Genomic DNA, 26,897 nt, shown 5'->3' with positions numbered 1-26,897 from the left:
CACCCGCTGCGTTATGGGTTAGGACAACAGGGATTCTGCACCGTCGATCACAATCTGCGCACCCGTTATATGAATGGATTCATCCGAGGCTAGGAAAGCAACCAGATCCGCTACATTTTCCGGCTTGCCCGGTCCATCCGCGAGTGGCTGTGCCCCTTCCGGAAATTCAATCGGAATCACGATAGCTTCCATATCCTCATTAAATTCCGTGCTCTCATCAATATTGGTGGAAATCGCACCCGGACAGATTACATTGACCCGGATTTTGAACTTGGCCAACTCCAGTGCCGCCATCTTGGCAAAGGCTACCTGACCGGCTTTAGTTGTGCTGTATGGGGACCAGCCGAAGCTGGCGAATCTGCTGTTGCCGTTAATCGAGCTGGTGATAATGATGCTGCCTTTCCCTTTATCCTTCAGATGGGGAATGCTGTACTTCAGCGTCAGGAAGGTTCCGGTCAGATTGACCGATATAGTACGTTCCCAATCACTAAGGCTGAGTTCCTCAATCGGACCCACAGCTCCGTTGATTCCAGCATTGGCGAACACAACATCAAGACCTCCGAAATGCTCAACGGTCCTGCGCACTGCTTCTTTCATCCGTTCCTCATCCGAGGTGTCTACGTCAATGGCCAGTGCACAATCCTTACGGAGCTTGTTCAGCTTCTGCTCCAGGATCGAAGTACGCTCATTCACCAGATCAAACAAGGCTACATTTGCACCTTCGCGCGCCATTTGAATCGCCGTCGCTCTGCCGATTCCCGAGCCCGCACCTGTGATTATGGCTGTTTTTCCAAGAAAACGCTGCTTTTTAGCTATATTTGGGCTCATATGTACACTCTCCTTCCGATTCGTCCATCCAAGTGGCTCTGTTTCAAGATTACCCAAATCGGCCTTGATTATAATCAGGTTATGCAAAATTTGTGCAAACCAAGCAGCAAGTTGCACTAAAGATGCACAAAACAAGAGGATGTGACCCGGTTATCTCATTTAGATACAAAACTAAGCCCCACAATGTGGGGCCTGGATTCTGTACATTTAGTTTCCCAGCTGACGGACATCCACCTTCACGGTGAGCGTACCCGATACTCCGCGGTAGACACCTTTGACCGGTACAATATCCTTGTAATCCCGGCCATGCCCAAGTTTGATGTAACGCCAGCTTACTTCCACGTTATTGGTGGGATCAAAACCAAGCCAGCCCGTGCCGGGAATATGCGTCTCCACCCAGGCATGCGAAGCCTGCTCGAAATTGGCATTAGCTCCCTGCAAATCACCGACAAAATGATACCCGCTAACATATCTGGAAGGCAGACCGACACTGCGGCAGACCGCAATCATCAAGTGTGCGTAGTCCTGGCAGACGCCGCGCTTCAGCTTTAATGCTTTTTTCACAGTCGTGTTCACACTGGTAGCCTCGGGATCATACGTAAATTGCTCGTAGATGGTCGATGACAGCTTTTTGGTCCACTCGTACATATCATCGGCTTCGTCAAAGGGATGCTGTGAAGCAAATTCAACCAGCTCAGGAGTCACTTCCGTATAACGCGTCGGCAAGATGAACTCAACATACCGGTTCTGGAATTTCTCATCATTGAGCAGTCTCACCTGCTCTTCCAGCGGAAGATGCGGCAGATCGTTACCCTGTGCTTTATCTAAAGTCACTACGGTCGCCTTGGTATGGATGACCATCTCCGTATGCGGCTTATTCACGGAATAAGCATGAACCCGGTTGCCGAAGAAATCCTCGTAAGTCAGCAAATTGGCTGGGGGAAACACCTCAACCTCATGATGGTAGCAGGACTGGCGGTAATTCGTGCGCGGCGTCAGCCGGATTTCATTGACACTGTCCGTAACCGGCTCGGGATAGCTGTAGGTGGTCGTATGATGGATCTGAATTTTCATACCCGCACTCCTTCGCGGCGAAAAAAGGCGCCTTCCATCGTTTTGCCCAGTCTCTGGCATGATAACATCAGCGAATGCAGCACATCCTCGACGAGATCGCCGGACATTTCTTCTTTCTCCATATAATCCAGCTCTGCTTTGATCTTTCCGGCCTGGCGAATGACCTTCTCATGCCCAGAGCCCTTCTCAGAAGTATCCAGCTCGAGCTTGGCTAAATGCTCCTCCAATTTATGAAATGAAAAGCGGATCGAACGCGGAAAAGAGGCATTCACAATGAGGAACTCCAGAATACTCTCCGGCGACATGGCATCTGCATAATACCTTCGGAAGGATTGATATCCGCTCACGGATTTCAGCACCGCCTGAAGCTGGGTATAAATCGCGTTGATATCCTTAGACTTGCACTGTACAGTGACCGCCTGCAGAATCCGTGTCGTGTTCTCTGCCCGTTCCAGAAAGCGGCCGCTCTCAATAAAATGCCATTCATTTCCCCTCAGCATGACAGACTGCTCTGCCCCGAGGAACATCGCCGCCCGTTCTTTAACCTGCTGATAGAAATGATGCGGCCCCCGCATAATATCCGCTACCGACTGCTCTGCGAGCCACAGATTAAAACCGTTGGCAATATCCCACAGCTCACTTGGCAAATGCTGACGCAGAGTGCGCAGATTATTGCGCGCTTGATGAACACAGGAGAATAACGAATTGGAATTGCCCAGATCCAGCGTAATGAAGGACAATACATCCTGTTCCGAAAAGCTGTCAAATTGCCGCAGGTATTCATTTCTGACCCCGAGCGCATCAATCAGCCTCGACCATTTATGTCCTTCCTCCTGGAAGTCCTCTTCCTGTTGAATATGATAATGCACATCGATAAGCCGCGCATGATTCTCTGCCCGTTCAATATACCGGCCGATCCAAAACAAAGCCTCCGCATTACGATTCAGCATCCTCGCCACTCCCTCATCTAACATAGTGATTCGGCATTTTATGATCCAGAAGCAATATGCATTTCCCTCAGGCCATTACCCAGGTATCCTTGACCCCGCCGCCTTGTGAAGAATTCACGACCAGCGACCCTTCCTTCATGGCAACCCGGGTTAACCCTCCGGGAATCACATGCGGCTTGCGGTCCGCACCCATGAGCACGAATGCACGGAGATCAATATGACGCGGAGCCATTGTCCCTCCTGACAATACCGGCGCTCTCGACAGCGACATAATCGGCTGGGCGATGTAACGGGCAGGGTCAGCGAGGATCTTGAGCCGGAAATCAACCAGTTCCTCCTTGCTAGCTTCACTTCCAATCAGCATGCCATAGCCGCCGGAGAGTGAGGTCTCTTTCACGACCATCTCCGCAAGATTATCGAGCACATACTGGCGTTCCTGCGGACGTGATAACAGGTAGGTGGGGACATTGCCCAGAATTGGCTCTTCATTGAGGTAATACCGGATCATATCTGGAACATAGACATACATGGCTTTGTCATCGGCTACTCCGGTTCCCGGTGCATTGGCAATGGCAATGTTGCCTGCCCTGTAAGCATTCATCAGTCCGGCGACACCAAGCAGGGAGCTGGGCTGGAACGCCAGCGGATCGATATAGTCATCATCCAAACGGCGGTATAACACATCTACACGGCGCAGCCCATTCATTTCTTTCAGATAAATTTTGTGGTCCTGGGCCACCAGATCACGGCCTTCTACAAGATGAATGCCCATCTGTTGTGCCAGGAAAGCATGTTCATAATAAGCGGAGTTATATTCTCCCGGGGTCAAAAGCGCAATAACCGGATCTTTGGTCCTCGACGGAGATAAACTCCGCAGTACAGACAGAAAACGGTTTAAGCTGTGATCCACATCCCGGATGGAGCTGGCAAAAGACAATTCGGGGAAAAGCTGATTCATGAGTGATCTGCCTTTAAACAGGTAGGAAAAGCCGGAAGGAGTACGCAGGTTGTCTTCGAGCACATAATACTCTCCGTCATGATGTCGGATCAGGTCAATGCCGGAGGTAGTGACATAAGCACCGCCGGGGACTCGCAGTCCCGCCATCTCCGGCCGGAAATAACAGTTGGAGATAATCATGCGGCGCGGGACAATCCCGTCTTTTACAATGTATTGCTCGTGGTAAATATCATGGATGAACAGGTTCAAAGCCGTGATCCGCTGGACAATGCCAGCCTCAAGCCTCTCCCATTCCCCCTTGGGGATAATCCGCGGAACCATATCGAAAGGAATCGTTCGTTCCATCGCATGATCCTGTGCCGGGTTGTACAGCGTAAAGGTTATACCTTCTTCCATCATCCGGCGCTGCAGCAGCTTCTGCTTACCTTGCAGCTCTTCAGGGCTCATCCCGGAAAACATGCGGTTCACATGTCTGTAATGAGGACGGATGCTCCGTTCATCGGCATACATTTCATCATAGAAATGCTGCAGCGGATACGGAGACAGACCGGGCAAAGGATCAAGTTTGGACATGAGCCCGACTCCTTTCGGATCAATATAATGTGTGAAGTTTGTTGACAAACAGGCTTGCATTTCAAAAATTAAGTATGAAAATATTAAATACTACTTTCATAATACGTAAATAATATTGTTCATGTCAATATATATAACAACAAAATGGAGTTTATACTCCATACATAATCAGTGGAATCGCTTCCTTTCTCATGAGTTTAGTTTTTCGGGAGCACAAATGTGATTTATACATTGAATTGTATGCAGGTGAGTTGACAAGCAGTACTATTATGAATTTTTCATATAATGTTTTTTTAATATAAACATCCAAATGTAAAAGCACCCGTTCCTTCTATTTAAAGATGGACAGCTTTTTCACAAAAAAACCTGTTGGCAGTTGTTTTTTCACGCAATCGGTCATGACAAAAGCCCTGCAGAACGTGAACCGTTCTGCAGGGCTTTTATGGTAATCACAGTTCATCCTCGTTTGAAGCGCCTGCGGCGAGTTACTCCTGCGGCTCCTTCTGTTCTTCATCAGAGATCATCCCGGCGAACAGCGCATGGACGAACTGTCCGGAATCAAATGGCTGCAAATCCTCCATTTTCTCACCCAGTCCAACCAGCTTCACCGGCAGATTCATTTCCTGGCGGATCGCCACAACAATTCCGCCTTTGGCGGTCCCGTCCAGCTTGGTCAGCACCAGGCCGGTAACGCCACTTTTTTCACCAAAAAGCTTCGCCTGCGTCAAGGCATTCTGGCCGGTAGTCGCATCCAGCACCATCAGCACCTCATGCGGAGCGCTGGGAATTTCACGCTGAATGACCCGGAAGATTTTGTTCAGCTCTTCCATCAGGTTGCTCTTGTTCTGCAGTCTTCCCGCCGTGTCGCATATCAGCACATCCACATTCCGCTGCTTGGCTGCCTGCACCGCATCGAACATCACTGCAGCCGGGTCAGAGCCCGCCTGCTGCTTAATGACGTCAACACCGGCCCGTTGGCCCCAGACCTCAAGCTGCTCAATCGCTCCAGCCCGGAAGGTATCGCCTGCGGCGAGAAGAACCTTTTTACCCTCCTGTTTGTAGCGGTGTGCCAGCTTGCCGATTGTTGTTGTCTTGCCGACACCGTTTACGCCGACGAACAGAATAACGGTGATTCCGTCCGGATTCTCTTTCAGACTGTTGTCGTCATCACCGCGCAGCAGCTCCATCAGTTTGCGGGAGAGAATCGGCTGCAGCTCCGAGGCATCCTCAATCCGTTTCTGCTTCACTTCAGCCCGAAGCTCTTCAACAAGTGACATTACCGTATTTACCCCAACATCGGCACCGATCAGAATCTCTTCCAGTTCCTCATAAAACTCTTCATCTATTTTTTTACGGCGGATGATGAGGTCGGATACCTTCTCAACGAAACCCTTGCGGGTCTTCTCCAGACCGTCGCGGAACTGTTTGGTAACCGTTTCGGTTTTACCGGAAATACTTTCTTTCAGTTTCTTAAAAAAACTCATACTCTTCCTCCTCTTATCGTTAAGACACCAGATTCCCCGGTTCATTTCCGAAATACAATGCTTTCATTTAGGCAATCTCCGCTTCCTCATCCTCCAGCTTTACCGAGACAAGCTTCGATACGCCGCCTTCTTCCATCGTTACACCATACAGCACATCCGCTTCCTCCATGGTTCCTTTGCGGTGGGTAACCACGATAAACTGTGTCTGCTCCGAGAACTCGCGCAGATACTGGGCAAAGCGGACTACGTTCGCTTCATCCAGTGCCGCTTCCACCTCATCCAGCACACAGAAAGGCACCGGTTTGACCTGCAGGATGGCGAACAGCAGTGCCATAGCGGTCAATGCGCGTTCACCGCCTGACAACAACTGCAGATTCTGCAGTTTCTTGCCGGGAGGCTGGGCGACAATATCTATGCCTGTGTCGAGCATATGCTCGGGATCAAGCAGCATGAGGTCCGCCCGTCCGCCGCCGAACAGCTTTGAGAAAACCGTGCCGAATTCACGGCGGATGGCATCGAAGGTCTGCTTGAAGCGTTTGGACATCTCTTCTTCCATCTCATGAATGACAAGGTAAAGCGTTGTCTTGGCCTCCACCAGATCATCCTTCTGGCCGCTGAGGAAAGTATAACGTTCATGCACCCGCTGATACTCCTCGATGGCCCCCAGGTTCACTTCGCCAAGCGCAGATATACTGCGCTTCAGACGCTGCACCTCCAGCTGTGCGGCCGGCACATCCTCGGGAACCGGATAACGCTGCTTCGCCAGTTCATAACTCAGCTCGTAATCATCGCTCAGTTTACGGAGAATGTTGTCAAGCTCAACATCAAGCCGTCCTACAGCTACCTCTGTGGAACGCAGCTTGTCCTCCACGGCCTTTAAAGCCTGCCGCTGGTCTTTGGTTTCACCTTCGGCGAGCTCCAGCTTGCGGGTTAACGCCGCCCGTTCAGCACGCGCTAAATCAAGCGTACCCGCCGTCTCTTCTTTCTTCAGGCGGTAGTTGTTCAGATCTTCCTTCTGTTTGACCGCTTCGCGTGAATTCTCTTCGAGATCCTTCTCGATGGTCATAAGCAGACTGCGGCTCTGGCGCAGCTCTTTATCCTGCGATCCGGCGTCTTGCCTCATGCGTCTTAGCTGTTCCTCCAGTGAGAAAATCTCCTGGTCCAGCTTACCCTCACTTACCTTCATGCCGGTCAGCTTACCCTGCAGCTCTTCCTTTGCCGTTTCACTCGCCTTACGCTCCGATTCGGCATTGCGGATGGCCTCATGGGAATCCTTCTCTTCTTTCTCCAGCCTTGCAAGCTCGGCAACCGCCTGATTGCGGCTCTCGTCCAGACTGCGGACTTCACTCTCAAAGCCGCTGCGTTCGGCACCCGCACCATCCACCTGCTCCTGAACATGGCGCAGTTCCTGTTCCAGCTGCTTCAAATCACCGGAGACCCGTTGCTCCTCCAGACGTTTCTCGTCACCGTCATGGCGCAGCTGCTCCAGCTTCTTCGCAGCGTTCTCCTGCTCCTCCCGAAGTTTGGCAATGCCTTGCTTCAGCTTGGCAATCTGGCGTTCGCTTTCTTCAATTTCACCGAACAGCTGGTCGAGCTGGCGTTTACGGCTCAGCAGGCTGTTATTCTTCTTATGCTGACTGCCCCCGGTCATCGAACCGCCGGCATTGACAACATCGCCTTCCAGCGTAACTACACGGTAGCGGTATTGGCATTTGGCGGCGATCCGGTTAGCCTGTTCCAGACTTTCTGCAATAACGACATTTCCGAGCAAGCTGCCGACAATGCTTGCATATTTGTCCTCATAACCGACCAGATCACTGCCGATGCCGACAAATCCTTCCGCACCTTCCACCATACTGCGGTCGCTGCCGGTAATCTGCCGGGGCCGGATGACATCCAGCGGCAGAAATGTAGCCCGTCCCAGCTGGCGCTGCTTCAGGAAGGTAATCGCTTGACGGGAGACGGCTTCATTATCCATAACCACATGCTGAAGCGATGCGCCTAACGCTGTTTCCACAGCCAGCTCCAGCCGTTCCGGCACGGAGATCAGCTCCGCTACTGCACCGTGCACACCGCTTAGCTGGCCTTTGCGCGCTCCCTTAAGGACCTCTTTGACTCCAAGCATAAATCCGTCAAAATCATCCTGCATTTCCTTCATCGTCTCATGCCGGGAAACCTGGGCTTCGCGCTTCTGTTCCCATTTACGGAGTCCGCTCTGCGTTTCCTCCAGCAGCTTCTGGCGTTTGCTGGTCTGCTCGCTCTCCGTGATGTAGGCGCCGCGCAGCGTTCCAATCTCTTTGCCGAGTGTAGCAATGGTATCCTTCAGACCCTTCTGCGAAGCAGACAGCTCCGCGAGCCGCGCGACCCATTTGCCGCTTTCCTCAACGCTGCGGCTCATCCGCCGCTCCAAGGCTTCCTTCTGCTGATCCGCGTATCGAATTTCGTTACGGGCCTGGGCCATCAGGTTCATCAGCTCAAGCAAGGCGCTTTTCAGCTTCTCTTCCTTGCTTTGGCTAATCCCGCCAGCCACTCCTTCCAGCCGGACTTCCTCATCTGCCAGTTGAGCGCGCAGCTCCTCCAGAGCCTGTCTTGACTGCTGCAGCTTATGCTCCAGCTCTGCCAGCTCGCGTTGTCTACCCTCTGAGCGCTCTCCTACCGAGCCCAGTGTAAGCATCAATTGCTCGCGGTTGTTCTCCAGGTTGCGCTTGCGCTCCTTCAGCACTTCGCCGTAACCTTCACTTTTCTCATTCGCTTCACTGTAACGAAGCAGCTGTTCCTGCAGCTGTTCTACCTGTGCCTCCAGCGCTCGAAGCTCAGAGCGCCCGCTCTCCAGCTTGGCGTCATGAGCCGAAACGACAGTGGACAGCTCAAGCTGTTCGACCTGCAGCGTTTCAAGCCGGGCATTACCTTCCTTCCAGGCGGTATGAATGCCTTCTATCTGGTGCACGTACACGGAGATTTCCAGCTGTTTCAGCTGCTCGCGCAGCTCCTTATAGCGGATGGCCTTCTCCGATTGATCCTTGAGCGGGCCTACCTGATCCTCCAGCTCGCTGATCAAATCATGAATCCGGAGCAGATTCTGCTCGGTTTCGTCCAGCTTGCGGCCCGCATCTTTTTTGCGTGATTTATACTTAACAATACCTGAGGCCTCTTCAAAAATACCGCGGCGATCCTCGGAACGCGTACTCAGAATTTCTTCAATCCGGCCTTGTCCGATAATCGAATAAGCCTCGCGTCCGATGCCGGTATCCATAAACAGCTCTGTGATATCCTTCAGCCTGCAGGCCTGCTTATTGATTAAATATTCACTTTCACCGCTGCGGTGCACACGGCGTGTTACTGTAACTTCGCTGAAATCGAGCGGCAGGACGTGATCCTCATTATCCAGCGTGAGCGACACCTCACCGTAATTCACGGCTTTGCGTGCGTCACTTCCGGCAAAGATAATATCCTCCATCTTGCCGCCGCGCAGCGATTTGGCGCTCTGTTCACCGAGCACCCAGCGGATGCCGTCGGAAATATTGCTTTTGCCGCTGCCGTTCGGGCCAACGACGGCCGTTATGCCGCGTACAAATTCCATTTCCGTTTTGTCGGCAAATGATTTAAAGCCCGCTAATTCAATCCGTTTCAAAAACATAACTCGCCTATCACCTCTGACCCATTATACCATAGCGTTCAACTCCTAAAATAGCTCTGATTCATGAAGAACGCAAAGGCTGTATGTGAGATATTAAATTGACACTTTTTAGGAAAAGTGATGTAGTAAGGGTGTGTTTTTAGATGGTATTATTTATCATTTAAGGAAATGTTGAGATATTCAATTTCTAACGAAAAAGGGTGATTGCATTGGAACTCGGATCCGAGCGGCATGGGGAAATTATACGTTACCGCAGTGGCCATATCACGATGGAGGAAGATCTTATCGTTACGGAGCATCCGGTCACAATCAAAATAAACGGTGATGAATTCGTCACTTTGGTATGCACGCCTGAATATATCGAGGACATGGTTATCGGTTATTTGGCATCCGAAGGAATCATTAGAGGGTTCCAGGATATCAAGGCGATTTGGAGTCAGGAAGAAGAAGGTTTCGTCCACGTAACTATAGACCATTTAAGCCCATTACACCGTCAGCTGTTCGCCAAGCGATATGTAACTTCCTGCTGCGGGTCTAGCCGGCATGGCTTCGTCTACATTAATGATGCCAGAACGGCCAAAATTGCGGACGGAGTACATGTGTCACTTTCTTTCGACGATTGTTTCCGCTTAATGGAGGAAGTGCAAACCGGATCAGAGCTGTTCCACCGCACCGGTGGCGTCCATTCTGCTGCAATTTGCGATGCCGGCGGGGTGCTGCTGGCCCGCAGCGACATTGGGCGTCATAATGCACTGGACAAAATTTACGGCTACTGCCTGAAGCAACATTTGAAACTCAATGACAAAATTGTTGTTTTCAGCGGACGGATCTCTTCTGAAATCTTATTGAAAGTAGCCAAAATAGGCTGTGAAATGATTTTGTCCAAATCTGCCCCCACCGGACTAGCACTTGAGCTGGCGGAACAGTTGGGAATCACCACCGTTGGTTTCATTCGTCAGAATTCATGTAATGTGTATACCCGTCCGGATCGTATCTCCGGTTGTCCCGCTTTCCCCCCTCCTTGAACCTCAAAATTCAAGCACAAAACTCACTGTTCTCTATTTTTACTTTTGTTACAATTTTTTCTAGAGCTTCGCAATTGTTATTTTTTGGTTATATGATTAATCCCCTCCAGGATAGGGAGTGATGTCAACGGAACAATTGCTGGATCGATTATATGAAGAAGAATCACTGGAAGCTCAAGAGATCATTACCGTACTGAGGAACCCGGACCAAAATCTAAAAAAGCGGCTTCATCACCTGGCCCATCTGAAAAGAATGGAACGTTATGGCGACCGTGTATTTTTGCGTGGGCTGATCGAATTCTCCAATATTTGCAAACAGAATTGCCTGTATTGCGGCATACGTTCCGGCAATAAGACGGTCAGCCGCTATCGGCTCCAACCTGAAGAAATCTTGGAATGCTGCCGGGAAGGGTATGAGCTGGGCTATCGTACCTTTGTTCTGCAGAGCGGAGAAGACGACTGGTATACCACTGAGAAGCTGGCTGAGCTCATTATGCGCATCAAAACACTCTATCCGGATACCGCGGTAACACTGTCGATTGGTGAACGGGATGATGAGACTTACGCTACACTGCTCGCGGCCGGAGCTGACCGTTACTTGCTGCGCCATGAGACGGCCTCCCGTAAGCTGTACCAAGCCCTGCACCCGACCATGACCTTTGACAGCCGCCGGAATCGGTTGGAGGCTCTCAAGTCCCTCGGCTATCAGGTGGGTGCAGGCTTTATGGTTGGTTTACCAGGCCAAACGCCCGGGGATTTGGCTGAAGACCTGCTGTATCTTAAGGCGCTTGAACCGGATATGATCGGCATTGGCCCTTTTTTGCCGCATCAGGCCACACCCTTAAAGGACGAGCCAGCCGGAACAGTAATAGATACACTGGATATGATTGCTCTTGCCCGGCTCTTCGTGCCGAATGCCCTAATCCCTGCTACAACAGCCATGGGAACCGCTCACCCGAACGGGCGGGAGCTGGCGTTGCAAGCAGGCGCTAATGTGGTCATGCCTAATCTCTCTCCTTTGACTGTACGAGCCCAATATACGCTCTACAACAACAAAATCTGTCTGGGTGATGAATCCGCCCAATGCAGATTCTGCCTGGAACAGCGGATTGAAGCTGCCGGATTCCATGTGGATATGGGCCGGGGAGATAGTCTGAATCATCTATCCCGTTCTTCTGCACAGCATGTTCCATTGTAAGGAAGCCACCGAATCAGCCTGTTGTCATCTCGCAATCGAGTTGGAAGAGTCCAAGTCTGCTTGTCAATCTAATAATGAACCCAGAAAGAAGTGGATATTCGTGAGCCGAGTAAATGAAAGTCGTCCGGCGGATTTCATTCAGGACGAAGAGATCAAAGAAGCGCTGCGATTTGGAGAAAATGCCGGATCGGATCGGGCCAAGGTGTCCGCAATTCTCGAGAAAGCCAGACAATGTAAAGGACTGACCTCACAAGAAGCAGCTGTCCTCTTAAATGTGGAAGATCAGGAAACACTGAATGAGATTTATCAGGTATCCAGAGATATCAAGGAACGGATCTACGGCAACCGGATTGTATTGTTCGCACCGCTCTATGTCAGCAACTACTGTGTCAATAATTGCGTGTACTGCGGTTACAAACATTCCAATTCTGAATTCACACGCAGCCGCTTAACCTCAGATGAAATTGCCCAGGAAGTTAACGTTCTGCAGTCTCTGGGACACAAACGGCTTGTGCTGGAAGCTGGTGAGGATCCCCGCAATTGTTCCATCGATTATATTCTCGACTGCATAAAGACCATTTACGATACGAAGCTGGACAATGGCAGTATCCGCCGGATCAATGTCAATATCGCTGCAACCACATTCGATGACTACATCAAGCTGGCTGAGGCGGGAATTGGAACTTATATTTTATTTCAGGAGACTTATCATAGACCTAGTTACAAGCAATACCATCCGCAAGGACCCAAAAGTGATTATGATTGGCATACGACCGCCATGGACAGGGCCATGAAAGCCGGAATCGAGGATGTTGGTATTGGTGTTCTGTATGGGCTCTATGATTATAAATATGAAACGATAGCCATGTTAAAACATGCCGAGCATCTGGAACAGGCCTATGGCTGCGGACCGCATACGATTTCCGTCCCCCGCCTGCGCGAAGCGGAGAATGTGAACCTGGACAGTTACCCTTACTTGGTCAGCGATCCGGATTTCGCCAAAATCGTCGCCGTTCTGCGAATAGCCGTTCCCTATACAGGAATGATACTCTCTACACGCGAAGACGCTGAATTTCGTGATCAGATAATCAAACTGGGCATTTCCCAGATCAGCGCAGGCTCCGCCACAGGTGTTGGCGCATACAGTGTGAACAAAGATAAAGATGACAAACCGCAATTCATGGTAGGCGATCACCGCTCCCCTATGGAAATCATCAAAAATCTCTGCCAGGACGGCTATGTGCCGAGTTACTGCACCGCCTGTTACCGGGAAGGCCGCACGGGAGACCGTTTCATGCAGCTGGCCAAATCCGGCCAAATCCATAATGTCTGTCAGCCGAACTCCCTGATGACGTTTCAGGAATACCTGCTGGATTACGCCGATGAGGAGATGCGGGCCATTGGAGAGCAGACGATTCATGACAATCTGGAGCGCATTCCCAAGGAATCGGTCAAAAAAGCGACCCTAAAGCAACTTCAGCGTATCCATAACGGCGAACGAGATCTACGGTTTTAGGCCGCACCCAATGTACGCTGTCACAAAAAGGGATGTTCCAGCAGCCATTCAGATGGCTTTTGGAACACCCCCGCTTTAATATACGCATTAATGGTTATATGCCCCCTCCTCCCAGGCCAGCATTGCAGACGGAAACATTTCGATGGCTCTTGGGAACACCCCCTGCACGTAGGCAATAAATACACCATAATTCACAATTGGAACACCCGCATGTTCCGCCTCTTCAAGCCTCCCCAGCATCGCCCTGCGGTTCAACATACACGCTCCGCAGTGAATGATCAGTGAATAACCGCCGAGTCCTGCAGGGAAATCGCTGCCTGCGGCATGTTCAATTTGAAGCTGCCTGCCTGTCAGTTCCCGCAGCCAGCGGGGAATCTTCACGGAAGCAATATCATCGGATTGCCGGTGATGCGTGCAGGCTTCCGCAATGAGCACCCGGTCTCCGTCCTGCAAACGACCAATAGCGCGAACCCCGCGCACAAGCTGAGGAAGATCCCCCTTGTACCTGGCAAACAATATGGAAAAGGACGTGAGCGGGATATCCTTTGGGGTATCTGCCTGAACCTTAAGAAATGCCTGTGAATCCGTGATGACCACATTTGGCTTGCGCCCCAGCGTCTTGAGCGTGTGTCCAAGCTCCTGTTCCTTGGTGACAACAGCAACTGCATCACATTCCATGATGTCACGAATGGTCTGCTGCTGGGGCAGAATCAGTCTTCCTTTGGGTGCTGCCTTATCGATCGGCACTACCAGAACAGCCAAGTCTCCGGGATTCAACAGGTCTCCCACTAGCCGGAACCGGTCTTCGTCCCTCGGCAGCTCCCGGACGATTGCAGCTTTTAGATCCGTGATCCCAGTATTCCTGAGAGCACTGAATAGCATTGGCTTCAAATGAAGCTGGTCTTCTACCTTTGCCTTTGCCGCCACTACAGTGTGTTCCTCACCGTTACCATGTTCTTCGAGCAAGTCTACTTTGTTCAATAGTAGAATGACCGGAATCTTCTTGAAAGACAGGTTCTGTAAAAGATTGTGCTCAAATTCGCTTACTCCTTGGACAGCGTCTATCACCAGCAACGCCAGATCGGTTTTGCTCAGAACCTGATTTGTTTTGCGAATCCGCTGTTCGCCCAAACTTCCGCTATCATCCAATCCGGCGGTATCAATGAGCACTACCGGTCCCACCGGCAGCAGCTCCATCGGTTGATAAACCGGATCTGTCGTTGTCCCGCTTACCGGAGAAACAATGGACGTCTCCTGACCGCCTAAAGCGTTAATCACACTGGATTTCCCGGCATTACGCCGGCCAAAGACTGCAATGTGCATTCGTTCTCCACGCGGGGTATCATTTAAGCTCATAACATGCGCTCCTTCTTATCCTAGAACCTTTATAAATCTCTTAATCTTCCAGGGATGCCTGGTTTGGTAACCTCCAGCGGGTGCAGAATGGCATCGATCTGCTTTTTCGTCATCAGTCCTTGTTCCAGCAAAATCTCTTTTAACGGCCGGCCCGAGGCCGCCGCAGACGTAGCCAGTTCAGCTGCGGCGTCATAACCCAGATACATCACTGCTGCGGCAGCCATGACGCCGGAGCGTTCCAAATGCTCGAGACAATGCGCAGTATCGACTTTCAACCCACGCACGCATCGCTCATGAAAGAGCCGTACAGCCTGGGTAAGAATTTCAAGAGATTCAAGCAGAGATTCTGCGATTAAAGGGGCAAAGGCATTCAGCTCCAGCTGTCCGCTGGCCGCCGCCAAAGTGACTGCTGTATCATTGGAGATCACTTTCATAGCGACTGACCCGGCCATCTCTGCGATGACCGGGTTCATTTTACCGGGCAGGATCGAAGAACCTACCTGCATAGGCGGCAGGATGTATTCTGCAATTCCGCCGGAGGGCCCGGCATTAAGCAGCCGGAAATCGCCGGATATCTTCAGCAAGTTCACCGCAGCGGCTTTGAGCAAACCTGAAACCTCCACAAACACATCCATATTCTGTGTGCCATCCATCGGAAAATCGCTGCGGCACAGCCCCATTCCGGTTAGTTCCCGCAGCTCTTCTGCAATGGCATAAATATAAGCAAGGGGGGCATTCATTCCTGTGCCCACTGCCGTTCCTCCAAGGTTAATCTCCCGCAGCCGTTCCTCCGCCTTGTACAGCCGCCACCGGTCCCGTGCAACCGCCTTGGCATAAGCACCAAAGCTTTGTCCAGCCATAATAGGCAGTGCGTCCATGAGTTGCGTCCGTCCTAACCTTAACACATCGGCGTATTCCCGCTCCTTCTCCTGCAGGGCCTCCTGAAGAGAGGCGAACTCTTCACTAAGTGAGCGAAGCAGCGGAATCATCGCAATTCGCATGGCAGTGGGATACACGTCATTGGTAGATTGATAGAGATTCACATGATCTATCGGATGGATCAGCCGGTAATCCCCTTTATGCCCACCAAGTTTTTCGATGGCCAGATTGGCTATCACCTCGTTAACGTTCATGTTCGTACTCGTTCCCGCTCCGCCCTGATACGCATCCACAATAAAGTGTTTATCCATCTGGCCTTGCAGAATTTCATCGCAAGCGGATAGAATACCCGCAGCCACCTGTTCGGAAATATCCCCTTGCCTGCCATTTACTTTGGCTGCCGCTTTCTTCACCATTACTATGGCCCGCGTGATCCGCGGATTCACCGGACGGCCGCTGACCGCAAAATTATCCCGCGCCCTTACCGCGTGAATTCCATAATAAGCCCCACTGGGAACCGCTTCACTCCCTAAAGCATCCGATTCCACCCGAAACATTGGATCGTCGTTCAATTGTTTTTCACCCCCCAATTTGCGACATCAGGCGCATTGTGGCCTTCAGGGATGGCTTGATGCCCGGTTGGTCCATCATTATATGCTGGCCAGGTTTGGCCTCCAAGGCGCGCAGGAATAATTGCTTCAGCAGCTCTGATTGTCCGATGTAAGGCCGGATATACAGCTCTTCGTTCCAGAAGAGGCACGGCTTAACGTGACCATTTGCTGTAATACGCAGCCGGTTACACGAATTACAAAAATGCTGGCTGACCGGATGAATCAAGCCAAATTGCCCTGCCGCACCTTGGATGCGAAAATAACGGGCCGGGCCGGAATCTGCTGCTTTTTCAGCCGGCTCATCAGTTGTCCTGCCCGGGTCCGGACCTGCTTCAAGACTAAAACCAGCCTTAGCACACCGCTCCAGTATTCTATCCAAAGGCATATATCCCGCCTCCCATCCGTTGATATCATGACCCATGGGCATATATTCAATAAAGCGGACGTGCAGCGGATATTTCTGAGTCAGCTGCAGAAAGGATTCAATTTCATCATCGTTTACACCTTTCATCAAGACCATATTCAGCTTCAGTACCTCGAAGCCAGCCTTAAAACCAGCTGCTAAAGCATGCAACACCTTGCTGACATCACCGCCCCCAGTGATTCTGGAATAGCGTTCTGGAATTAGAGAATCCAGGCTGACGTTGAGATCGGTAAGCCCGGCATCACGCAGCTTCTGCACTTTGGGGGCGAGCAGCAGTCCATTCGTGGTCAGACCGACACGTTCGATCCCGGAGATGGCCCTTAACCTGGCCACCAGTTCTTCCAGGTTCGGACGCATCAACGGTTCTCCTCCGGTAAGACGCACCTTGGTTACCCCCATCTCAGCGAGTACCCTTACCATCCGTTCAATTTCGTCAAAGGTAAGCGGGTTACCCTCCACAGCCTTTTCTACTCTGCCCGGATTGCAATACTGACAGCCCAAGTTGCAGCGCTCAGTAACGGAGATACGCACATAATTATGTAAACGACCAAAGTGATCAACCAAGATATCGGACAAACGCTCCACCTTGCTTTCTGCGTTATAGTGACTGAATTAGAGGCGCGAAAAACCGCCGAACTGCTGTAATGACTGCGCACTGGCCAGTCTTTTCCGGGAAATAGAATCCTCAATCTGGCTTGGAACGATGAATTGGAGTGCATTTGTGGGGCATACCCGCACACATTCCGGGCCCTTGCCGCTGTCTTCACACAAATCACATTTGTTCGCCACAATTCTCTCCTTGCGGCTCCATGAACCCGATGTATTGGAACGAAGCCCGGATTGAAGTTGCTTTTGACCACTCTTATGTGCCGTAACCATTGTAATCGCCCCATAAGGGCATACCAGCATACAGGTTTTGCAACCAATGCAGCTATCCTGATTGATGAATATGCTGTTGTTTTTGCTCGTAATGGAGCCATTCGGGCACACATTGGCACAAGGAGCATCCTCACAATGTCTGCACTGCACCGGTGCGGTAACTTCATCGGTCTCGACGACAGTCAACCGTGGATTGAAGTCAGCCCCGCTCTCTTCCTGAAGGAACATATTATTCCCGGCATGTGCAACTACGCAGGCCACTTCACAAGTATGGCAACCTATACATTTATCGGGATCGGCAATGACAAACCGGTTCATGACATCTCCTCCTTAAGACTTCTGTCAACAAATTTGGTATGCAGCAAATGATGTGAAGTATGGCCTAACGGTTCCCCTAAGAAGTCCTTATATAATTTGATAATATCTGGATTCTCATGGGATTTGCGGACCTTCTGATGAGAGTCGTGGCGGTAGACGGCGCTCTTTCTGGCCTGATAAGCAATTTTCCGCTGCGTTTCCAACAGCAGCTTAGGCTGTCCCCCGCCGCTGACACAGCCTTCGGGACAAGCCATCACTTCAATGAAATGATACGGGCAGGTGCCCTCTGCAACTTTTGCCAGAACAGCATCCACATATTTCAGTCCAGCAACAACTGCCACTTTGAGCTCCAAATCGCCAATCTGAACTTCTGCGGTCCGGATGCCTTCCTCTCCCCTGACAAAATCCAATTGCAGATTGGGAATCTGCTCATGGGTGATCAGTTCATACCCCGTTCGTATCGCAGCTTCCATCACACCGCCTGTGACGCCGAAGATCGAGCCTGCTCCAGAGTATTTGCCCAGCGGTGAATCAAACGGCTCGTCGGGAAGATGAATGAAATCGATGCCTTGATCCTTGATTAAGCACGCCAGTTCCCTTGTAGTAATGACGAGATCCACTTCACGGCACCCATCCACACTCATTTCTTCTCTGCTGCATTCAAATTTTTTACAGGTACAGGGCATAACCGCGACGCTGAAAATATCCGAAGGTGCAATTCCATCCAGCTCCGCTCCGTAGGTCTTGAACAAGGCTCCACCCATTTGCATCGGGGACTTGCAGCTGGACAAATGCTCCAGCAGCTCCGGTGCTGCCGTCTCCGCATGCTTCACCCAGGCCGGGCAGCAGGAGGTGAACATTGGCAGCCGCTCTCCAGACATCACTCTGCCAATCAGCTCTGAGCCCTCTTCCATAATCGTCACGTCCGCAGCAAAATTCGTATCATAAATCCGGTCAAACTTCAGCCGTCTCAGCGCTGCCGCCATTTTCCCCGGGGTTAAAGTGCCAAAGGGCAGCCCAAACTCCTCCGCCAGAGATACCCGGATCGCAGGAGCGCACTGCACCACCTTGAACCGTCTCGGATCAGCCAGAACAGCTTTAACCTTCTGGATATCCCCTGACGAATAAGCAGCGAACAAAGGCTCACGCACGTTGGGAAGCTGCCCTCTTTCCTGTAACTTTACCGCTCGTAAGGCTGTCGTCGACTCGTTGTCTGCAGCATAAGCGGTACAGATCTGCACACACTGTCCACAAACGACGCAGAGATGAGCATCAATAGTCTGCGGGTAGCCCGGTTCGCCGATAATGGCGTCCACAGGACATACAGCCGCGCAACGTCTGCAGCCGGTACATAATTGTTCGTCAATATGAATGATTGGATCCTTATACGACATAGTACAACCTTCTTTTCTGAATTGAAGTGGTATTACAGTCGCATGGCCGCTGCTGTGCGCGACCTGGATACACTGGTATCCGGATGAACCAGTGACAGTGCCTCTACCGGACAGACCTCTACACAAGCCGGAACGTTTCCCATAGCTCCGTCCTTATGGTCCCTGGTCCGGCATAAATCACATTTATAGGCGATCACTTTGGCCTTACGTTCCATCGTACTGTCCTGCCGCTCCTTCAGTTGGATCTGCGGGACTACCTTGCCGTTGCTGTATGCTTTATACAAACTGATGGCACCAAACGGACAAGCCATCGCACATCCTTTGCAGCCTATGCAGCTCTCTTCATGAATAACTATCGTCCCCTCCTCCTGCCGGATCGCCTGAACCGGACAGGCTTCCGCACAGGGCGCATTCTCACACTGGCGGCATTGAACCGGCAGTGTGAAGCTCTCTGTTCGAATGACATGCAGGCGGGGAATAACCGGTACCGTTACTGTACCCACAGCCGCCCCAACCCCATTGTGATCGTTATGAACTGCGAAACATGCCAGTTCACACGCCTTGCAGCCAATACATTTGCCCGCTTCGGCAATGACAAACGGATTCGGCTGTAAATTATTCATACCGGTCTCGCCTCCACATGCATCTGCGCTCTGAGCGCCTCATATTCCTGCTGAACCTGTTGTTCCGCGCGTAGTTGATCTGCAATTTTCTCGATGCGGACCGCACAATACTTGTATTCCGGGGTTTTGGAGACCGGGTCCAGATAGTCACCCGTCAGTTCATTGCAGGCTCCAATCCAGAAATGGTAAGTCATATAGGTGGCCCCGGTTTTGACACGGTTGCTGATCTGTGCCCGGGCTAACACTCTGCCTCGGCGGGATACAACATGTACAAGCTGGCCGTCTTCAATCCCTAAGCTTGATCCGTCCGCCGGGCTCATCTGGATGAAACCAGGCTCATCCGACAGTTGACTGAGGGCACGGCAGTTGCCGGTCATCGTCCGAACCGAATAATGCCCTACCTCACGCACTGTGGACAAGGACAACGGATATTCCTGATCCGGCTGCTCCAGCGGAGCCCTCCATTCACAGGCAAATAGCTGTCCTTTGCCGCTGGAAGTGGTAAACCGGTTCCCTTCATATAAATACGGTGTGCCCGGATGATCTTCAGACGGGCATGGCCACTGAACACTGCCCTGTTCTTCCATCTTCCGATAACTGGCTCCGGCAAACGACGGGGAGAGCCCCCTCATTTCATCCCATATTTCTTCCGTGTTCCGGTAGGACATCGGGTAACCCATCGCCGTGGCAAGCTCGCTGATAATTTGCCAATCGGGCTTTACTTCACCCGGAGGCTCGATGGCCTTTCTGATCCGTTGGAATCCTCGGTCGGCTGAGGAGTAGACCCCGTCATGCTCACCCCAGGAGGTGGCCGGCAAAATTACATCCGCATGCAGGGCCGTCTTGTTCATGAAGATGTCCTGGACAATTACAAATTCTAATTTATCCAGCGTCTCCCTCACTTCTGAAGCATTCGGATCGCTCTGAACCGGATCTTCGCCAAAAATATAATAGGCCTTCACCTTGTCTTCCTTTAGAACGAGATGAGGAATTTCGGTAATCCGATACCCGATTTTGCGAGGCAAAGCCACTCCCCAGGCCTTTTCGAATTTTTTACGGATCTTGTCATCCGTAACAGACTGGTATCCCGGATAGACATTCGGCAATGCCCCCATATCGCAGGAACCCTGTACATTATTTTGGCCGCGGACCGGACCAATCCCGACGCCAGGTCTGCCAAAGTTGCCGGTAAGAAGCGCCAGTGAAGCCAGACCCTTTACAACGTCCACGGCTTGGGCAAATTGACATACCCCCATACCGTACAGGATCATCGCCTTGTTCGCACTCGCATATTGCCGCATTACTTTGCGGATCTCAGCCGCTTGCACACCTGTAATGCTCTCCGCATATTCAGGTGTATATTTCTGTACACTGGCTTTATATTCCGCAAAACCTTCCACATATTTCTCAACATACTGCTTGTCGTATAACTCCTCAGCAATTAACACATGACCAAAGGCATTGACAAGCGCCATGTTCGTGCCGCCCTTAAGGGGCAGCCATGTATCTGCAATGCGGGCCGACTCCGTCTTGCGGGGATCGGTTACGATGATCGTTGCGCCCTTCTGCTTTGCACTAACAATTCTTCTTGCCACAATGGGATGGGTAACCGCTGCATTGTATCCAAAAATAAACAACAGATCCGTGTCCTCAATTTCAGGAATTGAGTTAGACATTGCGCCATCCCCTAGCGAATAGGTAAGCCCAGCTACGGACGGCCCGTGACATACCCTAGCGCAATGGTCAACATTATTGGTTCCGATAACAGCGCGCATAAATTTTTGCATGACATAATTGGCTTCATTTCCCGGGCCACGGGCTGAACCGGTTCCCATGATTGCATCCGGTCCATACTTTTCCTTGATTGCTGTTAGTTTCTCGGCTGTATACTGAATGGCTTCTTCCCAGGGTACCTCTGCCAGTGTCCCTGCCTTACGAATCATCGGCTTGCGGATACGGGCGGTAAGAATCTGCGGATCATTCAGAAAATCCCATCCATAATGACCCTTCAGGCACAGGTTCCCTTCGTTTGTTCTTCCATACGCTGGTTCAGCGCCTACGATTTTCCCCTCCTCAACAAGTAAATTCATCTGACAACCACTTCCGCAATACGGACATACAGTCAGCACTTTATTCTCCATAGTTCCTCACCTCTGTTTGTGATTTTTTGCACAATTATAGCAACAAAAAAATAAGCCAATACAAGGTATAATCAGAAATACACAATGTACTGGCTTATTAAAAAGCTAAGGCGCAAAAGTCCATTCTCTCTAATCAAACCGATTTATTCAATTGAATAATAATTGCCTTATCCCCTGGATTCGGGTCTTCAATCTTCCATGTATATGTAAAGGGGCTGCCAAGCGTTTCTGCGATCTCTGCCATAAACTCTCTCTCCAAATAAGGCTTCAGCACTTTCCAGTATTCTGTAACTAAATGTACCGCACCTTCTTTGAGCAAAATTTCAGATAAACTGGAGAGAATTCCACGGATCTCTATAATGATTAAGGACTCATACTCCATCCTAACCTTTACATTCTCCGGACCCTTGCCGCGATAATGCTTCACAATCTTGACTGCAAGTCTTCGCATCTTCTCCTGGCATTCAAATACAGTCTCAGACATCACTACATCCCAGCCTTAACATCCCTATTATGGTAATTTATTTAATTAATTACATGTTAAACCTACCCAATAAAGATTGTCAAACCACAAAAAAGGGCAAATCCCTTCATTTCAACGTGAATTCATCCACTTCTTACACGATATCCATAAATTTCTAAAAAGCTTGTTCAATCTAACTACATTTAAAAAAGAGCAGCAAAGGTCTAAATTCCGCTTTTCCTGCCGGATTCAGACCTTTACCGCTCTTTGCTAACTACCATATCTAAGTTCCACATCACTCAGGCGCCGTCTTCCTTCAGACGCAAAAGCGCTGCAGCCGCAGCCTGTTGTTCCGCTTCCTTCTTGGAACGGCCGCTGCCCTTGCCAAGAGACTGGCTGGACATATACACTTCAGAGACGAATTCGCGCTCATGCGCCGGTCCCCGTTCTTCAATAATCCGATATTCCAGCGTACCCAATCCGTGATGCTGTATCAGCTCCTGAAGCTCCGTCTTGAAATCGCTCATCTGCATTTGCAGCTTGCCGTCCGTCTCCACCAGCGGAAATACATGATGATCAAGAAACCGCCGTGCCGTTTCCAGCCCTTGGTCGAGATAAAGCGCTCCCACGAAGGATTCGAACACATCGGCCAGCAAGGCCGGGCGAGTACGTCCGCCCGTAAGTTCTTCCCCTTTGCCCAGCAATACATATTTGCCGAAACCCAAGCTCTCAGCGAACTTGACCAGTGAAGGCTCGCATACAATAGCGGCCCGCAGCTTGGTCAATTCACCCTCCGGTCTGTCCGGCAGCAACTTGTACAAATATTCAGAAACCGTAAGCTCCAGAACCGCGTCTCCGAGAAACTCCAGACGCTCATTGTCCTGATGCTGATTGAAACGGTGTTCATTCACATAAGAGGCATGGGTAAAGGCCTGCTTCAGAAGTACAGCATCGTGAAATTGGATTTGAAGTTGACTTTGTAACTGCTTCAGGTCTCCTTTCACTGCACTGTCCCCTTACTGATTATATTTTTTGAGAATTACGGTTGCGTTATGTCCTCCGAATCCGAACGAATTCGACATTACAATATTCAGATCAGCTTTGCGCGGTTCATTCGGAACATAGTCCAGATCACATTCCGGATCAGGATTGTCCAAATTAATGGTTGGTGCAATGATGTTATTTTGCAGGGAAAGACCACAAATGATCGCTTCCACACCGCCGGCAGCACCAAGCAAATGGCCTGTCATTGATTTCGTGGAGCTGATTGCAACCTTGTAAGCATGATCTCCAAGCGCCTTCTTCACGGCAGCCGTTTCCGATCTGTCGCCTACTGGCGTGGAAGTGCCATGCGCATTGATGTAATCAATCTCTTCCGGTGCGATACCGGCATCACGGATCGCCATCTTCATACAGCGTGCTGCACCGTCAGGATCCGGTTCCGTCATATGATGGGCATCCGCACTCAGACCGTAGCCGATCACTTCGGCATAGATCTTCGCCCCGCGTTTCTCGGCATGCTCCAGCGATTCCAGAATCAGAATTCCGGCACCCTCACCCATTACAAAACCGTCACGGCCGCTGTCAAATGGACGGCTGGCCTTCTCCGGCTCGTCGTTGCGGGTGGACATCGCCCGCATGGCACAGAACCCAGCCATCCCTGTCGGGCGGATGGTAGCTTCGGAACCGCCGCAGATCATCGCATCCGCGTCACCGCGCTGGATCAGGCGGAAGGATTCCCCTATGGAGTGGCTTCCTGTTGCACAGGCTGTCACAGTTGTTGTATTAGGACCTTTTGCACCAAGATTGATCGACAGCTGGCCGGAGCCCATATTGGCAATCATCATGGGAATAAAGAACGGGCTGACCCGTTTCGGCCCCTTTTCCAGCAGGAGATTATGATTGTCTTCCCAGGTACCCAGACCTCCGATACCTGATCCGACGGACACACCAATTCTCTCCGCATCAATATCTTCACCAATCTTAAGTCCGCTGTCCTTCAGCGCATCTTCTCCGGCTGCTACTGCGAACTGAACGAAACGGTCCATCTTGCGGGCTTCCTTGCGGCCAAAACGCTCTTCCGCATCAAAGTCTTTAACCGAAGCTGCTATTTGCGTAGTGTATTCACTGACATCAAAGGCTTCAACCTTGGAAACACCGGATTTCCCGCTCATGAGGCTATCCCAGAACGTATCCAAATCTTTACCCAGTGACGTCATCACGCCCATACCGGTAATTACCACTCTATGACTCAAACGCAATCACCCCATCTGTAGGCTGTATACTTCAACATAATTGAACATACATGCTCTCTGAATAGTCTATATAAACTGCAGTCGCCGCAAAAATTAACCCCTCTGCGGTTCTGTTATTTTCCCCGTAAAGGTGCAAATATGCATCCTTTTGTATTTCATTTGTGCTGTAAAATGAGGAGAAGTCCCGCCCTGGCAGGAACGGGACCCTCAATCATATGACTCTAGGTATGAGATTGTATGTACTTCACAACTTCACCCACGGTCGTAATCTTCTCTGCATCTTCATCAGAGATTTCCATATCGAATTCATCTTCCAATTCCATAACCAATTCTACTACATCAAGAGAATCAGCACCTAAATCATCTTTGAAAGACGCTTCTAATGTTACCTCAGCTTCATCGGCACCTAAGCGGTCGATGACAATGCGTTTTACACGCTCCAATACATCGGACATCCGGTTCACCTCCTCTTTTGGTATTATACGAGATATGAAGTCAAAATACCATAGAGCGTAAAAAACGCTTTCCGGGCGCTTCTTCCCGCTTCTCCCTTAATCCCTATACGCTGGTTTGATCTTACATGTACATACCGCCGTCCACATGAAGTGTCTGACCGGTCATGTAAGCTGCCCCTTCCGAGGCCAAAAATACCGCCGCCATAGCAATGTCCTCCGGCCGCCCAAGCTGAGCAAGGGGAATTCCCTTAATCAGCTCACTGCGGACTTCATCGGACAACTCACGGGTCATATCGGTGTCTATAAAACCGGGAGCGATGCAGTTCACGGTAATTCCCCGTGAAGACAGCTCGCGGGCCGCAGCCTTCGTCATGCCGATTACCCCTGCCTTTGCAGCAGTATAGTTAATCTGCCCAGGATTCCCCGTCACACCCACTACCGAAGAAATATTGATGATCCGCCCGTAACGCTGCTTCATCATCGGACGTGTGACTGCTTTTAGACAGTTGAACACGCCTTTGAGATTCGTTTCGATGACCTGATCAAATTCCTCTTCCTTCATGCGCATAATCAGGTTGTCCCTGGTGATGCCGGCATTATTAACGAGGATGTCAATCTTGCCCCAAGTGTTCAAGACCTCTTTAACGAGATTCTCCGCCTCATCGCTTTTGCCTACATTCGCCTTCAGGGCAATCCCCTCGGAGCCTAGCTCTGCTATCCGGGCTACTGTTTCCTGCGCTGCAGCTTCACTTCCGGAATAGTTCACGGCCACTTTCACGCCATGCTCTGCGAGTAGAAGCGCTATGCTGCGGCCGATGCCGCGGGAACCGCCGGTTACAAGGGCCGTCTGGCCTCTTAATGCTGAGAACATTCTGTATTCCCCTCCCTTTATCCTGCGCTGTGGTTAAGCCAAGCCATTGACTGTCTGGATGCTTTCCAGACTGTTGATATTGATCACCTTGACATTCTTGTCAATTTTGCGGATCAGTCCTGCCAGCACACTGCCGGAGCCAATCTCAACAAAGGTGTCCACACCAGCCGCAATCAGCCACTCCACACTGTCCTGCCAGAGTACTGGCGAGAACACCTGGCGTACCAGCAGCCCGCGGATTTCCTCGGGATCGGTAACCGGCGAGGCAGTAACATTAGCAATGACAGGAACTGAAGGCGCATTAAAGGTTACACCTTTCAGTTCAGCTGCCAGACGCTCGGCAGCTTCCTTCATCAAAGAGGAGTGGAACGGTCCGCTGACTTCGAGCGGAATCGCCCGCTTGCCTCCGGCTTCTTTTACACGCTCAACGGCAGCATTCACACCTTCGAGCGATCCGGACACTACAATCTGACCCGGACAGTTGACGTTTGCCAATTCAACCGGGTTACCCTCTGCGGAAATATTGTTGCACAGTTCAGCCAAAGCTTCGCGTTCTGCACCCAATACAGCCGCCATAGCGCCCTGTCCGCCAGGAACCGCTTCTTCCATGAAACGTCCGCGGAGACGTACGAGGCGGACTGCATCCTCATAAGACAGTACGCCGGAAGCCACAAGAGCGCTGTATTCACCCAGACTGTGACCCGCAACGTAGTCTGGCTTCAGTCCATGCTTATTCAGCGCTTCCAGATAAGCTACACTGGTTGTTACAAGCGCAGGCTGTGTGTTTACCGTCTGCTTGAGTTCGCTGTCGGGACCTTCAAATACAAGTTTACTCAGCGGAAACCCAAGCACTTCATCGCCCTTCTCGAACACCGCACGGCTATCCGGCAGAGCGTCATATACATCCTTACCCATCCCAACTGCCTGTGCACCCTGGCCGGGAAAGACAAATGCGATTTTACCCATAAGTTCGAACTCCTTCCCG

General features: G+C 50.9%; 22 protein-coding genes. 3 read left to right on the top strand and 19 right to left on the bottom strand.

All coding sequences use genetic code 11. The annotated features are described in order from the left end of the window. Positions 1 to 18: 18 nt before the first annotated feature. From MHI45_RS34340 to smc, 6 genes are all read right to left on the bottom strand, one after another. Complete coding sequence (locus MHI45_RS34340; RefSeq protein ID WP_038591254.1) at positions 19 to 828, bottom strand: SDR family oxidoreductase; 810 nt, start codon at positions 826 to 828, stop codon at positions 19 to 21. A gap of 207 nt (positions 829 to 1,035) precedes the next feature. After that, complete coding sequence (locus MHI45_RS34335) at positions 1,036 to 1,902, bottom strand: transglutaminase family protein (RefSeq protein WP_038591251.1); 867 nt, start codon at positions 1,900 to 1,902, stop codon at positions 1,036 to 1,038. Next, entirely contained in the window at positions 1,899 to 2,852 is a 954-nt protein-coding gene (locus tag MHI45_RS34330; RefSeq protein WP_076109245.1) for an alpha-E domain-containing protein, read from the bottom strand. The genes MHI45_RS34335 and MHI45_RS34330 overlap by 4 nt, the downstream gene beginning before the upstream one ends. A 67-nt stretch (positions 2,853 to 2,919) precedes the next feature. Continuing rightward, positions 2,920 to 4,383 carry a circularly permuted type 2 ATP-grasp protein gene (locus MHI45_RS34325; protein ID WP_076109244.1) on the bottom strand — a complete coding sequence of 488 codons (1,464 nt, stop codon included), beginning with the start codon at positions 4,381 to 4,383 and terminating at the stop codon, positions 2,920 to 2,922. Positions 4,384 to 4,868: 485 nt separating this feature from the next. Beyond that, positions 4,869 to 5,867 carry a signal recognition particle-docking protein FtsY gene (gene ftsY, locus MHI45_RS34320; protein ID WP_076109243.1) on the bottom strand — a complete coding sequence of 333 codons (999 nt, stop codon included), beginning with the start codon at positions 5,865 to 5,867 and terminating at the stop codon, positions 4,869 to 4,871. Positions 5,868 to 5,934: 67 nt separating this feature from the next. Further along, the gene (gene smc / locus MHI45_RS34315; RefSeq protein ID WP_076109242.1) at positions 5,935 to 9,504 is read right to left on the bottom strand and encodes a chromosome segregation protein SMC; all 3,570 of its coding nucleotides are present in this window, start codon (positions 9,502 to 9,504) and stop codon (positions 5,935 to 5,937) included. 269 nt (positions 9,505 to 9,773) lie between these two features. Here smc and fdhD point away from each other — a divergent pair, with 269 nt between their 5' ends. From fdhD to hydG, 3 genes are all read left to right on the top strand, one after another. Next, complete coding sequence (gene fdhD / locus MHI45_RS34310) at positions 9,774 to 10,529, top strand: formate dehydrogenase accessory sulfurtransferase FdhD (RefSeq protein ID WP_144024241.1); 756 nt, start codon at positions 9,774 to 9,776, stop codon at positions 10,527 to 10,529. 121 nt (positions 10,530 to 10,650) lie between these two features. After that, positions 10,651 to 11,727: a [FeFe] hydrogenase H-cluster radical SAM maturase HydE gene (gene hydE, locus MHI45_RS34305; protein WP_076109240.1), complete on the top strand. Its 1,077-nt coding sequence runs from the start codon at positions 10,651 to 10,653 to the stop codon at positions 11,725 to 11,727. 100 nt (positions 11,728 to 11,827) lie between these two features. After that, positions 11,828 to 13,243 carry a [FeFe] hydrogenase H-cluster radical SAM maturase HydG gene (gene hydG / locus MHI45_RS34300; protein WP_076109239.1) on the top strand — a complete coding sequence of 472 codons (1,416 nt, stop codon included), beginning with the start codon at positions 11,828 to 11,830 and terminating at the stop codon, positions 13,241 to 13,243. 87 nt (positions 13,244 to 13,330) lie between these two features. On the opposite strand, the gene hydF is transcribed toward hydG, so the two are convergent. From hydF to fabD, 13 genes are all read right to left on the bottom strand, one after another. Further along, complete coding sequence (gene hydF, locus MHI45_RS34295; protein ID WP_076109238.1) at positions 13,331 to 14,599, bottom strand: [FeFe] hydrogenase H-cluster maturation GTPase HydF; 1,269 nt, start codon at positions 14,597 to 14,599, stop codon at positions 13,331 to 13,333. A 29-nt stretch (positions 14,600 to 14,628) separates the two neighbouring features. Continuing rightward, complete coding sequence (locus MHI45_RS34290) at positions 14,629 to 16,035, bottom strand: aspartate ammonia-lyase (RefSeq protein WP_076109399.1); 1,407 nt, start codon at positions 16,033 to 16,035, stop codon at positions 14,629 to 14,631. A 22-nt stretch (positions 16,036 to 16,057) separates the two neighbouring features. After that, on the bottom strand, positions 16,058 to 17,098 hold the full coding sequence (gene moaA / locus MHI45_RS34285) for a GTP 3',8-cyclase MoaA (protein ID WP_256718028.1): 1,041 nt from the start codon (positions 17,096 to 17,098) through the stop codon (positions 16,058 to 16,060). A gap of 27 nt (positions 17,099 to 17,125) precedes the next feature. After that, on the bottom strand, positions 17,126 to 17,710 hold the full coding sequence (locus MHI45_RS34280) for a 4Fe-4S dicluster domain-containing protein (RefSeq protein WP_076109236.1): 585 nt from the start codon (positions 17,708 to 17,710) through the stop codon (positions 17,126 to 17,128). Continuing rightward, positions 17,707 to 19,104, bottom strand: coding sequence for a [FeFe] hydrogenase, group A (locus tag MHI45_RS34275; RefSeq protein WP_076109235.1), 1,398 nt, complete (start codon positions 19,102 to 19,104; stop codon positions 17,707 to 17,709). The genes MHI45_RS34280 and MHI45_RS34275 overlap by 4 nt, the downstream gene beginning before the upstream one ends. Positions 19,105 to 19,136: 32 nt before the next feature. Then, the gene (locus MHI45_RS34270) at positions 19,137 to 19,727 is read right to left on the bottom strand and encodes a 4Fe-4S dicluster domain-containing protein (protein WP_076109234.1); all 591 of its coding nucleotides are present in this window, start codon (positions 19,725 to 19,727) and stop codon (positions 19,137 to 19,139) included. Continuing rightward, complete coding sequence (gene fdhF, locus MHI45_RS34265) at positions 19,724 to 21,868, bottom strand: formate dehydrogenase subunit alpha (RefSeq protein ID WP_076109233.1); 2,145 nt, start codon at positions 21,866 to 21,868, stop codon at positions 19,724 to 19,726. Before fdhF ends, MHI45_RS34270 begins: the two co-directional genes overlap by 4 nt. Positions 21,869 to 22,001: 133 nt before the next feature. Continuing rightward, positions 22,002 to 22,352 (bottom strand): Na-translocating system protein MpsC family protein, encoded by a 351-nt coding sequence (locus MHI45_RS34260; protein WP_076109232.1) that lies wholly within the window; start codon positions 22,350 to 22,352, stop codon positions 22,002 to 22,004. 278 nt (positions 22,353 to 22,630) lie between these two features. Then, positions 22,631 to 23,335, bottom strand: a complete 705-nt coding sequence (rnc, locus tag MHI45_RS34255; protein ID WP_038591210.1) for a ribonuclease III — start codon at positions 23,333 to 23,335, stop codon at positions 22,631 to 22,633. A gap of 12 nt (positions 23,336 to 23,347) precedes the next feature. Continuing rightward, positions 23,348 to 24,586, bottom strand: a complete 1,239-nt coding sequence (gene fabF, locus MHI45_RS34250) for a beta-ketoacyl-ACP synthase II (RefSeq protein ID WP_076109231.1) — start codon at positions 24,584 to 24,586, stop codon at positions 23,348 to 23,350. 221 nt (positions 24,587 to 24,807) lie between these two features. Continuing rightward, positions 24,808 to 25,041, bottom strand: coding sequence for an acyl carrier protein (locus MHI45_RS34245; RefSeq protein ID WP_019911228.1), 234 nt, complete (start codon positions 25,039 to 25,041; stop codon positions 24,808 to 24,810). A gap of 121 nt (positions 25,042 to 25,162) precedes the next feature. Next, a complete protein-coding gene (gene fabG / locus MHI45_RS34240; RefSeq protein ID WP_076109230.1) occupies positions 25,163 to 25,912 on the bottom strand; it encodes a 3-oxoacyl-ACP reductase FabG in 750 nt (249 codons plus the stop codon). A gap of 33 nt (positions 25,913 to 25,945) precedes the next feature. After that, on the bottom strand, positions 25,946 to 26,878 hold the full coding sequence (fabD, locus tag MHI45_RS34235) for an ACP S-malonyltransferase (protein ID WP_076109229.1): 933 nt from the start codon (positions 26,876 to 26,878) through the stop codon (positions 25,946 to 25,948). Positions 26,879 to 26,897: the final 19 nt, after the last annotated feature.

The sequence above is a fragment of the Paenibacillus sp. FSL H3-0321 genome, assembly GCF_038002865.1.
Classification (GTDB): Bacteria; Bacillota; Bacilli; order Paenibacillales; family Paenibacillaceae; genus Paenibacillus_AQ.
Note: the sequence above shows the minus strand (reverse complement) of the source record. Positions and strands in the feature narration are given on the sequence as shown.